Here is a 15,887-nt window from a genome sequence, read left to right as displayed (position 1 = left end):
TCCTTCTCTTCGGGTGCCTTGTCGATCTCGTCGTACGCGATGAACTTGCCACCGCCGATCAGAGCGGCGCTCTTGGTGATGGCAGCGGTCAGCGTGGTCTTACCATGGTCGATGTGACCGATGGTGCCAATATTAACATGAGGCTTTTTGCGCTCGAATTTTTCTTTAGCCATGACTGACTACCCCCTAGTTCTTCTTCATGATTTCTTCAGTCAGACCAGCGGGAACCTTCTCGTAGTGGTCGAACTGCATGGTGAAGGTAGCGCGGCCCTGGGTCCTGGAACGGAGGTCGGTCGCATAACCGAACATCTCGCTCAGGGGCACCATGGCGCGGACAACCTGGGCGTTGGCACGGGCTTCCATGCTGGAAACCTTGCCACGACGGGAGTTGAGGTCGCCCATGACGTCGCCGAGGTAGTCCTCGGGAGTCACGACTTCAACGGACATGATCGGCTCGAGCAGAACCTGTCCGGCCTGCTTGCAGGCCTCCTTGATGGCCATGGAGCCGGCGATGTAGAAGGCCTGTTCGGAGGAGTCGACTTCGTGGAAGGAGCCGAACACCAGATTGACCTTCACGTCCACGACCGGGTAGCCGGCCATGGTGCCGCTCTTCAGCGCATCCTGAATGCCCTTGTCGACAGCGGGGATGTATTCCTTGGGAATGACGCCGCCGGTGATCGAGTTGACGAACTCGTAACCCTTTTCGGGGTTCGGCTCGACCTCGATGACGACATGGCCATACTGGCCGCGACCACCGCTCTGCTTCGCATACTTGAGGTCCTGCTTGGCAGCCTTGGTGATGGTTTCGCGGTATGCAACGCGGGGCGCGCCCACGTTGGCGTTCACGTTGAACTCGCGCATAAGGCGGTCAACGATGATTTCAAGGTGCAGTTCGCCCATGCCTGCGATGAGGGTCTGACCGGTTTCGTCATCGGAAGAAACCTGGAAGGACGGATCCTCCTTGGCCAGCTTCACGAGGGCGTCGGACAGGGAATCGCGGTCGGCCTTGGACTTGGGCTCGATGGCGACCTGGATGACCGGTTCGGGGATATCCAGGGACTCAAGCTGAACGACCTGATCCAGTGCGCACAGGGTGTCACCGGTGGAGACGGTCTTCAGGCCAACGGCGGCGACGATGTCGCCAGCGCCTGCCCACTTGATCTCCTCGCGCTTGTTCGCGTGCATCTTCAGCAGACGGCCAATGCGTTCCTTCTTGCCATTGGTCGCGTTGACGATGGTCACACCGGACTCGATGGTGCCGGAGTAGATGCGCAGGAAGGTCAGGTGACCGACGAACGGATCGGCGGCAAGCTTGAACGCGAGAGCGGCCAGGGGCTTGTCGTCGTCGCAGGGGCACTCGATCTGGGTCTCGGTTCCGGGGATGACGCCAACCATCTGGTCGATGTCGACCGGGGACGGCAGGTAGTCAACAACGGCATCGAGAAGAGTCTGAACGCCCTTGTTCTTGAACGCGGTGCCGCACAGGACCGGGGAGAGAGCCAGACGGACGGTCGCGCTGCGAAGACCCGCCATGATTTCCTCAGTGGTGAGTTCCTCACCAGCGAGGTACTTCTCCATCAGGTCCTCGTTCTCCTCGGCGACGGCCTCAACCAGTTCGAGACGCAGGGTCTCGTACTGATCCATGAACTCGGCGGGGATTTCCTCAACGGTGTATTCGGCGCCCTTGGAGGCGTCGTCGAAGAGGACGGCCTTGCCGCGAACGATATCCACCATGCCGCGGAACTCGTCCTCGGCACCGATGGGGATATGCAGCGCAACAGGCTTGGCGCCCAGGCGATCCTTCATCATCTGGATGCAGCGGAAGTAATCGGCTCCGATGCGGTCCATCTTGTTGACGAAGGCGATTCTGGGGACGTTGTACCGGTCGGCCTGGCGCCACACGGTTTCAGACTGGGGCTCAACACCGGAAACAGCATCGAACACGGCCACAGCGCCGTCCAGCACGCGAAGGGCGCGCTCGACTTCCATGGTGAAGTCAACGTGACCGGGGGTGTCGATGATGTTGACACGGTGCTCGCGCCAGAAGCAGGTGGTAGCAGCGGAAGTAATGGTGATGCCGCGCTCCTGCTCCTGTTCCATCCAGTCCATGGTGGCCTGGCCCTCGTGCACCTCACCAAGCTTGTGAGAGACACCGGTGTAGAAGAGAATACGCTCGGTAGTCGTGGTCTTGCCCGCGTCGATGTGGGCCATGATACCGATGTTTCTCTGCATATTGATGGGAACTTTGCGTGCCACGTCTTACTCCAGATCTACCACCGGTAGTGGGCGAAAGCCTTGTTGGCTTCGGCCATACGGTGGGTATCTTCTTTCTTTTTCACGGCGCCGCCGCGGTTGCCGTAGGCTTCGTGCAGCTCGTTGGTGAGGCGATCGGTCATGCCCTTCTCGCCACGGGAGCGTGCGTAGTTGATCAGCCAACGGATGGCCAGGGCAACCTGGCGATCGGGACGGACTTCCATGGGGACCTGGTAGGTCGCGCCGCCAACGCGCCGGGACTTAACTTCGAGCTGGGGCTTGACGTTGTCCAGAGCCTTCTCGAAAGCTTTGATCGGCTCTTCCTGAGTCTTCTCGGCCAGAGCCTGAACGGCGCTGTAGAAAATCTTCTCAGCCACGCTGCGCTTGCCGTCGAACATCAGTCGATTGATGAACCGGGAAGCAAGCACGCTGTGAAAGATCGGATCAGGCAGAACTTCTCTCTTGGGTACAGGACCTTTTCTAGGCATTAGAATCTCCCTGCTTACTTAGGCCGCTTTGCGCCGTACTTGGAACGGCCCTGACGACGGTCAGCAACACCGGCCGTATCAAGAGTGCCGCGAATGATGTGATAGCGAACACCGGGCAAGTCCTTGACACGACCGCCACGGATCATGACCACGGAGTGCTCCTGCAGGTTATGACCCTCACCCGGGATATAGGAAGTCACTTCGATTCCGTTGGTCAGGCGCACGCGGGCGACCTTACGCAGAGCCGAGTTAGGCTTCTTGGGGGTGGTGGTGTACACACGGGTGCACACGCCGCGGCGCTGGGGGCACTCCTGCAGAGCCGGAGTCTTCTTTCTCTTGGTCTGCTGCTTGCGCGCGGTGCGGACAAGTTGGTTAATGGTAGGCATTCAGTTCCTCCGTCGTATTTTCGGTCCCGGGGGGGCTTGTATGTTTGGTTCCGCGCCCTCTCCGGGCCCTCGTCAGCGTCTCTCTGGTCCCGGGCACCCGGCCATTCGACGCCAAACACCTAAGACAGTATAAAAAAAAGCGAGGGGAAGACTCCCCTCGCTTTTCTACGAAGATCTATCTTCCAACACCAGAGGACCCGTGGGTCATTGCGCGTGGACGCTCGGCGTAATGCCGATTTATGTTCGAAAGCGGCTCCCTATACCCTGCGACTGGGAGAAAAGTCAAGCTAGGGACGAAAAAATTTTCGTTCTCCTCCGCTTTTCGGGCTTCTGGTTCCGGTTCCGACACACCCTTGTAACAAAAAAAGCGGGGGGAGCCAACTCCCCCCGCCATTTTTCACAGGTGCCCCAACTCCCTATCGGGATTCGATAAGCAGCGGATCGTTCTCGAGGTCTTCGAGAAACTTTCCGGGACGCTCGGGCTGATCGGGCACGTCCACCTCGGCGTCCATGTACCGGCGATAGCCGGAACCGGCCGGGATGAGGCGACCGACGATGACGTTTTCCTTCAGGCCGCGCAGTGCGTCGTCCTTGCCCATGAGGGAAGCCTCGGTGAGCACCTTCGTGGTCTCCTGGAAGGAGGCCGCGGAGATGAAGGACTCCGTGGACAGCGAGGACTGGGTGATGCCCAGAACCATGGGTTCGGCCACGGCCGGGCGCACGCCCTGCGCAATGACGCTGTCGTTTTCGGCGTGGAACTTGTTCTTGTCGACGTGCTCGCCCACGAGGAAGTGGGTGTCGCCCGGCTCGACAATGTTCACCTTCTTCAGCATCTGACGCACGATGACTTCGATGTGCTTGTCGTTGATGCCGACGCCCTGGAACCGGTACACATCCTGAATTTCATCGACCAAGTAGTTGGCGAGGAACTTCTCGCCCTTGATCTTGAGGATGTCGTGCAGGTCTGCGCTACCTTCGGTAAGCAGTTCGCCCGCTTCGACGAAGTCGCCCTCGGTGACCGTGATGTGCTTGCCCTTAGGAATGAGGTATTCCTTGGGATCGCCGGTTTCCGGAGTGACGATGATCTTGCGCTTGCCCTTGGTTTCGGGACCGTAGCTGCAGATGCCGTCAACCTCGGACACCACGGCGAGGTCCTTGGGCTTGCGCACTTCGAACAGCTCGGCGACTCGCGGAAGACCACCGACGATATCCTTCGTCTTGGAGGATTCGCGGGGCTTACGAGCGAGGATGTCACCAGCCATCACATCGTCGCCGTCGCGAACCATGATAATCGCGCCGACAGGCAGTGCGTAGGTGGCCGGAATGGAGCTGCCGGGACGGGTCTTCACGTTGCCGTGCTCGTCAACGACCGAGATGGACGGACGCAGGTTGGTGGAACGGTACTCGATGATGGTCTGAGAGGCCTTCATCGTGGTTTCGTCCACGTTCTCCTGGAAGGTCTTGCCTTCGATGATGTCGTTGAACTTCAGCGTGCCACCGGCTTCGGTGACGAACGGCTCGTTGAAGGGGTCCCACTCGGCCAGCAGTTCGCCCTTGCGAATCTCCTGACCGGTGACGACGTGGAGCACGGCGCCGGAAGGCAGCACGTGCTTCTCGCGCTCGCGGCCCTCCTCGTCCACAACGCCCACCTGACCGGACTTGCCGAGAACCATGTACTGGCCATCGCGGTTCTTAACCGTCTTGACTCGGGACAGGCTCACGCGGCCGGTGTGGGACGCGATGTGGGACGACTGCTCGATTTCCTTGGATGCGGTACCACCGATATGGAAGGTACGCATCGTCAACTGCGTGCCAGGCTCGCCGATGGACTGGGCGGCGATGATGCCGACCGTCTCGCCGACGTTGACCTTGTGTCCACGGGCCAGATCGCGGCCGTAGCAGGACGCGCACACGCCGTGCTCGCTGGCGCAGGTCAGCGCCGAGCGGATGGTCATGGAGGCCACGCCCGAACGGTCGATGACGTCCGCGTAGTGCTCGTCGATGAGCGTGCCGGAGGGGATGATCTCCTCGCCGGTCTCCGGATGGTAGACCGGATGCAGCGTCACGCGGCCAAGCACGCGGTTGGACAGCTTTTCCTTGATCTCACCGGCCTTGATGAGGTCGGTCATTTCCAGACCGTCCGCAGTGCCGCAATCGATTTCGGTAACGGTCATGTCCTGCGCGACGTCAACGAGGCGTCGGGTCAGGTAACCGGAGTTTGCCGTCTTCAGTGCGGTATCAGCCAGACCCTTACGAGCACCGTGCGTGGAGTTGAAGTACTGCAGCACGGAGAGGCCTTCGCGGAAGTTCGAGGTGATCGGGGTCTCGATGATTTCGCCCGAAGGCTTAGCCATCAGACCGCGCATACCCGCGAGCTGGCGCATCTGGTCCACGTTGCCTCGGGCACCGGAGTTGGCCATCATGAAGATCGGGTTGAGGGAGGGGTTTTCCTCCTCCTCGCCGGTGACGGGATTGCGAACCACGTCGATGGACATCTCCTGCATCATTTCGCGGGAAATGTCGTTGGTGGCCTTGGTCCAGACGTCGATGACCTTGTTGTACTTCTCAGTACGGGTGATGATGCCGTCGCGGTACTGGGATTCGATGGAATCCACCTCGGCCTGCGAATCGGCGAGCATGGACACCTTGCGTGCGGGGATCTTCAGATCCTGCACGGCGACGGTCACGCCAGCGCGGGTCGCGTACTCGTAACCGAAGTCCTTCAGCCTGTCGCACAGGATGACGGCGGCCTTGGTGCCGCAGCGGCGATAGGCCTCGCCCACGAGGCGCTTGATGCTGCCCTTGTCGAGCACGGTGTTGACCAGATCGAAGGGCACGCCCTCGGGCAGAAGCTCGCTAAGCAGAATGCGGCCGGGGGTGGTGTCCACCAGCTGGCCGTTCATGCGCACCTTCACGCGGGCATGCAGGCTCACCGCATCGGCGTCGATGGCGGAGATGACTTCCCACTTGTCGGAGAACATCTTGCCCTCGCCACGCTGGAACGAGCGCACGCAGGACAGGTAGTACAGGCCCAGAACGATATCCTGGGACGGCACGATGACCGGCGAGCCGTTGGCGGGCGAAAGGATGTTGTTCGTGCTCATGAGCAGAACACGGCACTCAATCTGTGCCTCCACGGACAGCGGCACGTGGACGGCCATCTGGTCACCGTCGAAGTCAGCGTTGTACGCCGCGCAGACGAGCGGATGCAGACGGATGGCCTTGCCCTCGACGAGGGTCGGCTCGAAGGCCTGAATGCCGAGTCGGTGCAGAGTCGGGGCGCGGTTGAGCAGAATCGGGTACTCGCGGACGACCTCTTCGAGGATATCCCAAACAACCAGATCCTCACGCTCGACCATCTTTTTGGCGCTCTTGATGGTGCTGGCCAGTCCCCTCGCCTCCAGCTTGGAGTAAATGAAGGGCTTGAACAGCTCCAGGGCCATCTTCTTGGGCAGACCGCACTGGTGAAGCTTCAGGTGCGGGCCCACGACGATAACCGAACGGCCGGAGTAGTCGACGCGCTTGCCGAGCAGGTTCTGACGGAAGCGGCCCTGCTTGCCCTTGATCATGTCGGACAGGGACTTCAGGGGGCGACCGTTGGTGCCGGTGATGGCGCGGCCGCGGCGGCCGTTGTCAAACAGGGCGTCAACGGCTTCCTGAAGCATGCGCTTCTCGTTGCGGATGATGATGTCCGGCGCGCCAAGCTCCAACAGCCGCTTGAGGCGGTTGTTTCGGTTGATGACGCGGCGGTACAGGTCGTTCAGGTCGGACGTGGCGAAACGTCCGCCATCCAGCGGCACGAGAGGACGCAGCTCCGGCGGAATGACCGGAATGACTTCCATGATCATCCACTCGGGGCGGTTGTCGGAGTCGAGGAAGGCCTCGACGATCTTCAGGCGCTTGGTGAGCTTCTTCTTCTTGGTCTGGGAACGAGTGGAACGCGTCTCCTCGCGCAGCTGGGTCCGCAGGGTCTGCAGGTCCAGATTCTCGAGAAGGGAGCGAATGGCCTCGGCGCCCATGCCGACCTCGACGGCGTCCTCGCCGTAGTGGTCCATGACCTGATAGTACTGCTCTTCGGAAATGATCTGGTGCTTCTGCAAGCTAGTCTGGCCGGGATCGAGCACCAGGAACGAATCGAAATACAGAACCTTCTCCAGATCGGCCATGGTCATGTCGAGCAGGGTACCGATCTTGGAGGGCAGGGTCTTCAGGAACCATATATGTGCCACGGGAGCGGCAAGCTCGATGTGGCCCATGCGCTCGCGGCGCACCTTGGAGGCAATGACCTCGACACCGCACTTTTCACAGACGATGCCGCGGTGCTTCATGCGCTTGTATTTACCGCAGTTGCACTCGTAGTCCTTCACGGGGCCGAAGATCTTGGCGCAGAACAGGCCGTCACGTTCGGGCTTGAAGGTCCGGTAGTTGATGGTCTCGGGTTTCTTGACCTCACCGAACGACCATTCCCTGATCTTTTCGGGCGAAGCCAGAGAAATCTGGATGGACTTCAGCATACGGCTGGCCTGGCCGGCTGCCGCAGTCCCTCGCATTGCGAACAGATCATCCAAAGACATTGATCTACCTCGCGGTACTTGTTGTTAAAGTTTCATCCGGCGCGGGCGTTGCCGCCCGCGCCGGTTAGTGCACTAGTCCAGCCTGGTCGTCTGCTTCTTGACAGTCTCTTCCTGATGCAGCTTGACATCCAGACCAAGGGCCATGAGCTCCTTGACCAGAACGTTGAACGATTCAGGCAGGTTGGCTTCGAGGAAGTTATCGCCCTTGACGATCCGTTCGTACATCTTCACACGGCCGCTCACGTCGTCGGACTTGACGGTGAGGAACTCCTGAAGGAGGTAGGCCGCGCCGTACGCCTCGAGCGCCCAGACTTCCATTTCGCCCAGACGCTGGCCACCAAACTGGGCCTTGCCGCCGAGGGGCTGCTGGGTCACGAGGGAGTACGGGCCCGTGGAACGGGCGTGTATCTTTTCATCGACCAGATGGTGGAGCTTAAGCATGTACATGGTGCCCACCGTGACGCGGCTCTTGAAGGGCTCGCCGGTGCGTCCATCGTACAGGACCATCTTGCCGTCATTGGGTACCTTGGCCTTATCGAGCCAGGACCAGATCTCCTCTTCCAGAGCACCGTCGAAGACCGGAGTCTTGCAGATGATGCCGCGCTTGATCCTCTTGACGGCGGCAACGAGCTGGTCGTTGTCCATGCCATCGACGAGTTCGGCGATCTCCTTGCTCTGGAAGACGTCCTTCACCTCGTTTCGCAGCACGTCCATGTGCACGCCCTGCTCCAGCATCTCGCCGAGCTGACGTCCGAGTTCGGCGGCTGCCCAACCGAGGTGGGTCTCCATGATCTGGCCGATGTTCATTCGGGACGGCACGCCGAGGGGGTTCAGAACGATGTCCACCGGACGGCCATCCGCGAAGAACGGCAGGTCTTCCTCGGGCAGGATGTTCGAAACGACACCCTTGTTACCGTGGCGACCGGCCATTTTGTCACCGACGTTGAGCTTACGCTTAACGGCAAGGTAGACCTTGACCATCTTGATGACTCCCGGAGGCAGATCGTCTCCCTCGGTCACCTTCTCGCGCTTCACGTCGTAGATTTCCTTGATGAAGGCCACCTGACGATCGTAGGTCTCGATCATTTCGAGAACCTCGTCGTTAGTCTCCTTGCTCTTGAAGATGCCAAGCAGCTTCTTGACCGGAATCTCGCTGAACACGTCCTCGCCGATGGCCATGCCAGCCTCGACGAGCACCTCGCCCTTGCGCTTGCCGGGAATGGTGGTCGCGATCTGCTTGTTGGCGCAGACCGACCACAGCTTCTCGCGGGTGGCGGTGACAAGTGCGGCCACGTGCTGCTCTTCCTTGCGGTCAAGACGGGACAGCTCGTAGTCCTCGATGTTCTTGGTGCGCTGGTCCTTGTCGCCGGAGCGGCGGTTGAAGACCTTCACGTCGACCACGATGCCCTCGATTCCCGGCGGAACCTTGAGGGAGGTGTTCTTCACGTCGCGCGCCTTGTCGCCGAAGATGGCTCGCAGGAGCTTCTCTTCGGGGGTGAGCTGGGTCTCGCCCTTGGGCGTGATCTTGCCGACGAGAATATCGTCAGGCTTCACGTTGGCACCGAGACGGATGATGCCGGACTCGTCGAGGTTCTTCAGCATGTCCTCGCCGACGTTCGGGATGTCTCGGGTGATTTCTTCGGGTCCGAGCTTGGTGTCGCGGGCGACGAGTTCAAACTCCTCGATGTGCACCGAGGTGAAGACGTCATCCTTGACCATGCGCTCGGAAATGAGGATCGAGTCCTCGAAGTTATATCCGCACCAGGGCATGAAGGCGACAGTCAGGTTCTTGCCAAGAGCGAGCTGGCCGTCCTTGATGGCGGGGCCGTCGGCGAGCACTTCGCCCTTCACGACCCGCTGGCCGGGCTGCACGCAGGGCTTCTGACCGAAGCTGCTGTTCTGGTTCGACTTGTGGTACTTCAGCAGATCGTAGGACACGCAGCCGCCGGTGTGGGGGCTGAGGGACGTGTCGTCATAGTTGACCACCACGCGCTGGGAATCGGAGTAATGGATGACGCCATCGCCCTTGGCCAGCAGGCAGCTGCCGGAGTCGCAGGCCACGGTGCCTTCCATGCCGGTGCCAACGAGGGGAATCTCGCTGCGCAGAAGCGGCACGGCCTGACGCTGCATGTTCGAGCCCATGAGTGCGCGGTTCGCGTCGTCGTGCTCCAGGAACGGAATGAGCGCGGCGGAGATGGACACGATCTGGCTAGGGGAAATGTCCATGGCGGTCACTTCCTCGCTGGGCACCACGATGACTTCACCGCGGATGCGGCAGTTGACCATCGGGTTCACGAAGCGCTTCTGCTCGTCCAGCGGAGCGTTGGCCTGCGCCACGACCTCGCCGGATTCCTGCGAGGCGTCCATGTAGCGAACCTCTTCCGTAACCTGACCGTCCTTCACGATGCGGAACGGCGTCTCGATGAAGCCGAAGTCGTTCACGCGGGAATGGGTGGTCAGCGACACGATAAGACCGATGTTCGGGCCTTCAGGCGTTTCGATCGGGCAGATGCGGCCGTAGTGGCTGGTATGCACGTCGCGGACTTCGAAGCCCGCACGCTCGCGGGTCAGACCACCGGGGCCGAGTGCGGACAGACGGCGCTTGTGGGTGACTTCGGAGAGCGGGTTGGTCTGGTCCATGAACTGCGACAGCTGGGAGGTGCCGAAGAACTCCTTGAGGACCGCTGCAACCGGCTTGGGGTTGATGAGGTCGTGCGGCATGAGCGTGGCCACTTCCTGGAGGCTCATGCGCTCCTTGATGGCACGCTCCATGCGGACAAGACCGATGCGGTACTGGTTCTCGACCAGCTCGCCGACCGGACGCACGCGGCGGTTGCCGAGGTGGTCGATGTCGTCGGCGGGACCATGGGAGTCCTTGAGCTGGCACAGGAGCCTGATGGCCTTGAGGATGTCCTCGTTGGTGAGGGTCCGCAGGTCCAGGTCCTCCTGCACGCTGAGACGCGTGTTCAGCTTGTAGCGACCAACGGCCGAAAGGTCGTAGTAGTCGGCATTGCGGAACAGGTTCTCGAAGAACGTCGAGGCGATCTCGGGAGTGGGCGGCGAGCTGGGACGCAGGCGGCGGTAGATCTCGATCTGCGCGCTCTCCATGTCGTTGGTCTTGTCGAGAGCCAGCGTGTCGCGCATGGACGAGGAGACCTCAAGACCACGCGTGAACAGGATGGGCAGGCGGTCGATGCCAGCCTCGCGGAACTTCTCGGCAAGCTCGGAGCTCATCTCGTCACCGGCCTCGGCAAGCACCTCGCCGCTCTCGGCGTCGTAGATGTCCTCAGCGAGGTACATGGTGGAGAGATTGACGGGATCGATCTCGTACTCGGTAAGGCCGTCACGCAGCATCTTCTTGAAATGACGCTTGGTGATGGGCTTGCCACCGGCAACGATGAGTTCGCCATCGGCACCGTGAATGTCGAGGAAGGCAGATTCCTTGCAGAACTTGTCTTCGCTCAGCTCGCGGAACAGGCGGCCATCGCGCAGGTGGTAGTATTCCTTCTCATAGAAGTAGTTGAGAATGTCCTGACGGGACATTCCCATAGCCTTGAAAAGGATGGTGGCGGGCATCTTCCGGCGCCGGTCGATGCGCACGTAGAGGATGTCCTTGTGGTCGAAGTCGAAATCGAGCCAGGACCCGCGCATGGGGATGATGCGGGAACTGTAGAGCACGCGACCGGAGGAATGGGTCTTTCCTGAATCGTGCTCGAAAATGATGCCCGGGGAGCGCTGGAGCTGGTTGACGATGACGCGCTCGGTACCGTTGATGATGAAGGTACCCTTGTCGGTCATCAGCGGCAGCGTGCCGAAATAGATGTCCTGTTCCTTGATGTCGCGGATGGTCCGATTCTGGGTCTCCTCGTCCACATCGTAGACGACAAGACGCACGGTGATCCGGATGGGCGCCTCAAAGGTCAGGCCCTTGGAAATGCACTCGGCCTCGTCGAATTTGGGAGTGCCGACCTCGTAACTAACGTAGTCGAGGCTGGCGGTCCGATTGAAGTCCTCGATGGGGAACACGGACCTGAACACGCCTTCCAGTCCCTCATTGGCACGGCTGGCCGGGGGGACGTCGAGCTGCAGGAACTTCTTGTAGGAATCAACCTGCAGATTCAGAAGGTGGGGCACTGAATGCGTGCTGGCGATTTTGCCAAACCGTTTTGTAAGTTGGACCATTTTTCCCTCTCAAGCGAGAAATTTGACCGTTGGCGGGGGCGGCGGCCCTCGGACAAACCAATTAAAATGGTAATGAAAGCAATCGCTTAAAATGTGCCTTCACATACCCATGTGCTGGGCGGTGGGAAATGAACGCACGAAAAGAATACACGAGCACCAGTGGTGATATGCATTTTTGATGAGCCATAGTGGAGGGTGTGAATTTCACTGTCGACACGAAGAGTGTATATCTATCAAATGACCAGCCGGTGCGCAAGGGGTTTTTGGAGGAAAAATGCAAAAAAAAGGAGCGCAGCTCCTAATGTCGCTGCGCTCCCGGTAAGCCAGATGAAAGGCTGTGCTACTTGATTTCGCACTCAGCGCCGGCTTCCACCAGCTGCTTCTTGGCTTCCTCGGCGTCGTCCTTGGACACGCCTTCCTTCAGCACGGAGGGAAGGGAGTCAACCTTCTCCTTGGCTTCCTTGAGGCCAAGGCCGGTGAGGGCGCGGACAACCTTGATCACGCCGATCTTGTTGCTACCGGCGCTCTTCAGCACGACGTCAAACTCGGTCTTCTCTTCGACCTCAGCGGCCGGAGCGCCGGCGACGGGCATGGCCATGGCCATGGCCGGAGCGGCGGCGGAAACACCGAACTTCTCCTCGAGCTCGGAGATGAACTCAGAAAGCTCGAGAACGGTCATGTTGGAAATAAACTCGACTACCTGCTCTTTGGTGATGTCAGCCATTGGGAATTCCTCCTAAAATAAAGACTTTGGCTCTTCGTAGTGTTCGGGGACTTAGGCAGCGGCGCCTTCCTTCTGCTCTTTGATGGCAGAAAGGGCGTACAGGAACTTCCGCTGCAGGTTAGCAAACAGACAAACGAAGTTGGTGGGCACGGCGTTCATGGTGCCCAGGAGCTTGCCAAGCAGTTCAGGCTTGCTCGGGAGCTTGGAGAGGGACTCGATGGCTTCCTCAGAGAGGGCCTTGCCTTCCAGGCTACCGAATTTGATGGCGAACTTCTTGTTGGACTTGGCGTACTCGCTGAGAACCTTCGCCGCAGCCACGGGGTCATCGTAGCCGAACGCAACCGCGCAGTTCTCCTTAAGGGAATCCTTAAGAAGAGCGTGCGGGCCGCCATCCAGCGCGATCCGGGCCAGGGTGTTCTTGACGACCGCATAATTCACACCGACAGCGCGAAGCTTGATGCGAAGGTCGGTCATCTCCTCCACCTTGAGGCCCTTGAAGTCAGTGACGATCGCGATGGAAGCGTCTTCGGCCTTGGCTTTCAGCTGGCTGATCAGCTCAGCTTTCTCTGCCCTGTTCACCGCTAACTCCTTGGGCTGAAGGTTTCGTCCACAAGAAGAGGAGCCAAAGTGGTCTCAGCAGGAAATTAAGGGGGTGACCCACCTGCTTTCTTCGACTCATCTTCCCTGCCAACTCGGTCCGGCGAACCGGACCTTCACGATATACATAAAACGGTGCCGCACACGAAGCGCGGCACGCGTTCGATGTCTTAGATGCCGCCTTCCAGGTGCTTGCGCACGGAGTTGGCGTCAACCTTGATACCAGGACCCATGGTGGTAGCCAGGGTCATCGCCTTGAGGTAGGTACCCTTAGCCGCGGAGGGCTTGAGGCGGATGACCTGTTCCAACAAAGTCTTCAGGTTGTCAAGGATTTTCTCGGTGCCAAAAGACACCTTGCCCAGCGGGGCATGAAGCACGCCAGCCTTGTCCACCTTGAACTCGACCTTACCGGCCTTGAGTTCCTTAACGGCGGTGGCAACGTCAGCGGTGACGGTGCCGGTCTTGGCGTTGGGCATCAGGCCACGGGGGCCGAGCAGACGGCCGATCTGGCCGACCTTGCCCATCATGTCCGGGGTGGCGACGGCCTTGTCGAAATCGAGCCAGCCGCCCTTGATCTTCTCCACCAGGTCGTCGCTGCCGACAAATTCGGCACCGGCGGCCTTGGCTTCGGCTTCCTTATCACCCTGACAGAAGACGGCGACGCGAACGTCCTTGCCGAGACCGTGGGGCAAGCTCACAGCACCACGCACCATCTGGTCAGAGTATTTGGGATCGACGCCGAGCACCAGGGCAACGTCAACGGTCTCATCAAACTTGGCGACAGAGGTCTTCAGCGCCAGCTCGACACCCTCGGGCATCTCATAGCGGGCACCAAGATCAATGCCCTCGATAGCCTTGCGATATTTTTTTCCATGCTTGGGCATAGCTGTTCCCCTTAATCGATGACGTCGATTCCCATGCTGCGGGCCGTGCCAGCAATATTGCTCACAGCGGCCTCGAGGTCTTTAGCGGTAAGGTCGGGCATCTTGGTCGTTGCGATCTCTTCGAGCTGCGCACGAGTGATCTTGCCCACCTTGTTTCTGTTAGGTTCGCCGGAGCCCTTGGCAATCCCGGTAACCTTCTTAATCAGCACTGCAGCCGGAGGCGTCTTGGTAATGAAGGTGAAAGAGCGATCCTGGTAGACGGTAATTTCAACCGGGATGATCATTCCCTTCTGGTCCTGCGTCCTTGCATTGAAGGCTTTGCAGAACTCCATGATGTTCAGGCCGTGCTGACCAAGAGCGGGACCGACCGGCGGAGACGGATTGGCAGCTCCGGCGGGAATCTGGAGCTTGATTTTCGCCAGTACCTTTTTGGCCATTGCTACTTCCTCATTTCTACGTATTTGAAATCAGGTATTCTTCGAGAGCGCGAAATGCGCTACCCCTTGCTGACCTGGACGAAGTCCAACTCGACAGGGGTCTGGCGACCGAAAATGGACACCGAAACCCGAAGCTTTCCTTTGTCGTAATTGACATCTTCCACAACCCCGTTGAAGCCGCTGAACGGTCCATCGACCACCCGCACTTCATCCCCACGATCAAAATTGAACTTGGGACGGGGCTGCTCCTGGCGCTGTTCCATCATCGAGAGAATCTTCTCTGCCTCGCTGTCGCGCATTGGCGCGGGACGGGTCTTGCCTCCCACGAAACCCGTGACGCGGGGAATAGACTGAACAAGATGCCAGGACTCATCGGTCAGAATCATTTTGAGCATCACGTAGCCGGGATAGAACTTGCGCGTCGAGGTTTTCTTCTCGCCCTTCACAAGCTCGATCACCTTTTCCGTGGGCATGACGACTTCCAGAATCTGGCCGCTGTCCTGCCCAGTACGCATCATCTCGCGGAGAGTCTGCTCCACGCGCTGCTCGAAGCCGGAATAGGTGTGGACGATGTACCAGCGGGCTTTGGGGAGGCTATCGTTCTGCTCGGTCATTGTTCACCAAACCTTTGCGGGTACCCGCTTAAGACAAGATGGCCTCGATGGCTTTGGTCAATCCTGTGTCGACGAGACCCAGGAAGACAGCCATGACCAGGCACAGGACGAGGACGGCCACAGACGTGGCGATGGTCTCCTTGCGGGTAGGCCAGGTGACCTTCTTCATCTCCACCTTGGACTGGTCAAAAAACTCCTTGAGCTGTTGGATCTTGCTAGCAGCCCCATTTTCGGGGGCAGTAGTCGCGGAGCCAGCTGACTTGGACTTTTTCTTCGCCATGATTCCTTCCGATGGTAATAAAAAATGGCAGGCCAGGAGGGATTCGAACCCCCAGCATCCGGTTTTGGAGACCGGCGCTCTAGCCGTTAGAGCTACTGGCCTGCATGCTTGCGGTACCTTCCTTGACTTATTCGGGGGCCAGTCGCCCGGCCCCCGATCACTCTCGGCAGGAACCAGCTCCTGCAGACATGGTGAATATCTGCGAAGAGCCTGCTACACTACTTGGTTTCGCGATGGACAGTGTGAGTCTTGTCCCAGGGGCAATACTTCTTCACTTCCAGACGGCCAGTGGTGTTCTTCTTGTTCTTCATCGTCGAATAGTTTCGACGCTTGCACTCGGTGCAGGCGAGCTGGATCTTGACACGCATGGTGTTTACTCCTCGATTTCGGAAACAACACCGGCGCCGACGGTACGACCGCCCTCGCGAATGGCGAAGCGAAGGCCCTTCTCCATGGCGATGGGAGCGA

14 protein-coding genes and 1 tRNA gene are annotated in these 15,887 nt (G+C 59.6%); all 15 read right to left on the bottom strand.

Going from position 1 to position 15,887, the window contains the following annotated elements; genetic code table 11:
- On the bottom strand, positions 1 to 173 hold a 173-nt coding region (locus GGQ74_RS16125), incomplete at its 3' end, for a GTP-binding protein (protein WP_245168301.1).
- Between the two features lie 13 nt (positions 174 to 186).
- On the bottom strand, positions 187 to 2,256 hold the full coding sequence (gene fusA / locus GGQ74_RS16120; RefSeq protein ID WP_167942626.1) for an elongation factor G: 2,070 nt from the start codon (positions 2,254 to 2,256) through the stop codon (positions 187 to 189).
- Positions 2,257 to 2,270: 14 nt separating this feature from the next.
- Complete coding sequence (gene rpsG / locus GGQ74_RS16115) at positions 2,271 to 2,741, bottom strand: 30S ribosomal protein S7 (RefSeq protein WP_167942625.1); 471 nt, start codon at positions 2,739 to 2,741, stop codon at positions 2,271 to 2,273.
- Between the two features lie 14 nt (positions 2,742 to 2,755).
- The gene (gene rpsL, locus GGQ74_RS16110) at positions 2,756 to 3,127 is read right to left on the bottom strand and encodes a 30S ribosomal protein S12 (protein ID WP_167942624.1); all 372 of its coding nucleotides are present in this window, start codon (positions 3,125 to 3,127) and stop codon (positions 2,756 to 2,758) included.
- A 416-nt stretch (positions 3,128 to 3,543) separates the two neighbouring features.
- Positions 3,544 to 7,701 carry a DNA-directed RNA polymerase subunit beta' gene (rpoC, locus tag GGQ74_RS16105; RefSeq protein WP_167942623.1) on the bottom strand — a complete coding sequence of 1,386 codons (4,158 nt, stop codon included), beginning with the start codon at positions 7,699 to 7,701 and terminating at the stop codon, positions 3,544 to 3,546.
- A 72-nt stretch (positions 7,702 to 7,773) separates the two neighbouring features.
- Positions 7,774 to 11,883, bottom strand: coding sequence for a DNA-directed RNA polymerase subunit beta (gene rpoB, locus GGQ74_RS16100; RefSeq protein ID WP_167942622.1), 4,110 nt, complete (start codon positions 11,881 to 11,883; stop codon positions 7,774 to 7,776).
- Positions 11,884 to 12,223: 340 nt separating this feature from the next.
- A complete protein-coding gene (gene rplL / locus GGQ74_RS16095) occupies positions 12,224 to 12,607 on the bottom strand; it encodes a 50S ribosomal protein L7/L12 (protein WP_167942621.1) in 384 nt (127 codons plus the stop codon).
- Between the two features lie 51 nt (positions 12,608 to 12,658).
- Positions 12,659 to 13,186, bottom strand: a complete 528-nt coding sequence (rplJ, locus tag GGQ74_RS16090; protein ID WP_167942620.1) for a 50S ribosomal protein L10 — start codon at positions 13,184 to 13,186, stop codon at positions 12,659 to 12,661.
- 188 nt (positions 13,187 to 13,374) lie between these two features.
- On the bottom strand, positions 13,375 to 14,088 hold the full coding sequence (rplA, locus tag GGQ74_RS16085) for a 50S ribosomal protein L1 (RefSeq protein ID WP_167942619.1): 714 nt from the start codon (positions 14,086 to 14,088) through the stop codon (positions 13,375 to 13,377).
- An 11-nt stretch (positions 14,089 to 14,099) separates the two neighbouring features.
- Positions 14,100 to 14,525, bottom strand: coding sequence for a 50S ribosomal protein L11 (rplK, locus tag GGQ74_RS16080; RefSeq protein ID WP_167942618.1), 426 nt, complete (start codon positions 14,523 to 14,525; stop codon positions 14,100 to 14,102).
- 59 nt (positions 14,526 to 14,584) lie between these two features.
- A complete protein-coding gene (nusG, locus tag GGQ74_RS16075; protein ID WP_167942617.1) occupies positions 14,585 to 15,139 on the bottom strand; it encodes a transcription termination/antitermination protein NusG in 555 nt (184 codons plus the stop codon).
- A 28-nt stretch (positions 15,140 to 15,167) separates the two neighbouring features.
- Positions 15,168 to 15,419, bottom strand: a complete 252-nt coding sequence (gene secE / locus GGQ74_RS16070) for a preprotein translocase subunit SecE (protein ID WP_167942616.1) — start codon at positions 15,417 to 15,419, stop codon at positions 15,168 to 15,170.
- 25 nt (positions 15,420 to 15,444) lie between these two features.
- A tRNA-Trp gene (locus GGQ74_RS16065) sits at positions 15,445 to 15,521 on the bottom strand.
- 116 nt (positions 15,522 to 15,637) lie between these two features.
- Positions 15,638 to 15,787 (bottom strand): 50S ribosomal protein L33, encoded by a 150-nt coding sequence (gene rpmG, locus GGQ74_RS16060; RefSeq protein ID WP_167942615.1) that lies wholly within the window; start codon positions 15,785 to 15,787, stop codon positions 15,638 to 15,640.
- A gap of 5 nt (positions 15,788 to 15,792) precedes the next feature.
- Positions 15,793 to 15,887 (bottom strand): EF-Tu C-terminal domain-related protein (locus tag GGQ74_RS16055; protein WP_483413758.1); only part of this gene is annotated, 95 nt, incomplete at its 5' end.

It is taken from the genome of Desulfobaculum xiamenense, assembly GCF_011927665.1.
In the GTDB taxonomy this organism is placed as follows: domain Bacteria; phylum Desulfobacterota; class Desulfovibrionia; order Desulfovibrionales; family Desulfovibrionaceae; genus Desulfobaculum; species Desulfobaculum xiamenense.
Note: the sequence above shows the minus strand (reverse complement) of the source record. Positions and strands in the feature narration are given on the sequence as shown.

Coding starts and splice junctions, on each gene's coding strand:
- rplK (WP_167942618.1), bottom strand. CDS start 14,525: ATGGCCAAAAAGGTACTGGCGAAAATCAAGCTCCAGATTCCCGCCGGA.
- rpmG (WP_167942615.1), bottom strand. CDS start 15,787: ATGCGTGTCAAGATCCAGCTCGCCTGCACCGAGTGCAAGCGTCGAAAC.
- rplL (WP_167942621.1), bottom strand. CDS start 12,607: ATGGCTGACATCACCAAAGAGCAGGTAGTCGAGTTTATTTCCAACATG.
- rpoC (WP_167942623.1), bottom strand. CDS start 7,701: ATGTCTTTGGATGATCTGTTCGCAATGCGAGGGACTGCGGCAGCCGGC.
- rplA (WP_167942619.1), bottom strand. CDS start 14,088: ATGCCCAAGCATGGAAAAAAATATCGCAAGGCTATCGAGGGCATTGAT.
- rpsL (WP_167942624.1), bottom strand. CDS start 3,127: ATGCCTACCATTAACCAACTTGTCCGCACCGCGCGCAAGCAGCAGACC.
- nusG (WP_167942617.1), bottom strand. CDS start 15,139: ATGACCGAGCAGAACGATAGCCTCCCCAAAGCCCGCTGGTACATCGTC.
- rpoB (WP_167942622.1), bottom strand. CDS start 11,883: ATGGTCCAACTTACAAAACGGTTTGGCAAAATCGCCAGCACGCATTCA.
- secE (WP_167942616.1), bottom strand. CDS start 15,419: ATGGCGAAGAAAAAGTCCAAGTCAGCTGGCTCCGCGACTACTGCCCCC.
- rpsG (WP_167942625.1), bottom strand. CDS start 2,741: ATGCCTAGAAAAGGTCCTGTACCCAAGAGAGAAGTTCTGCCTGATCCG.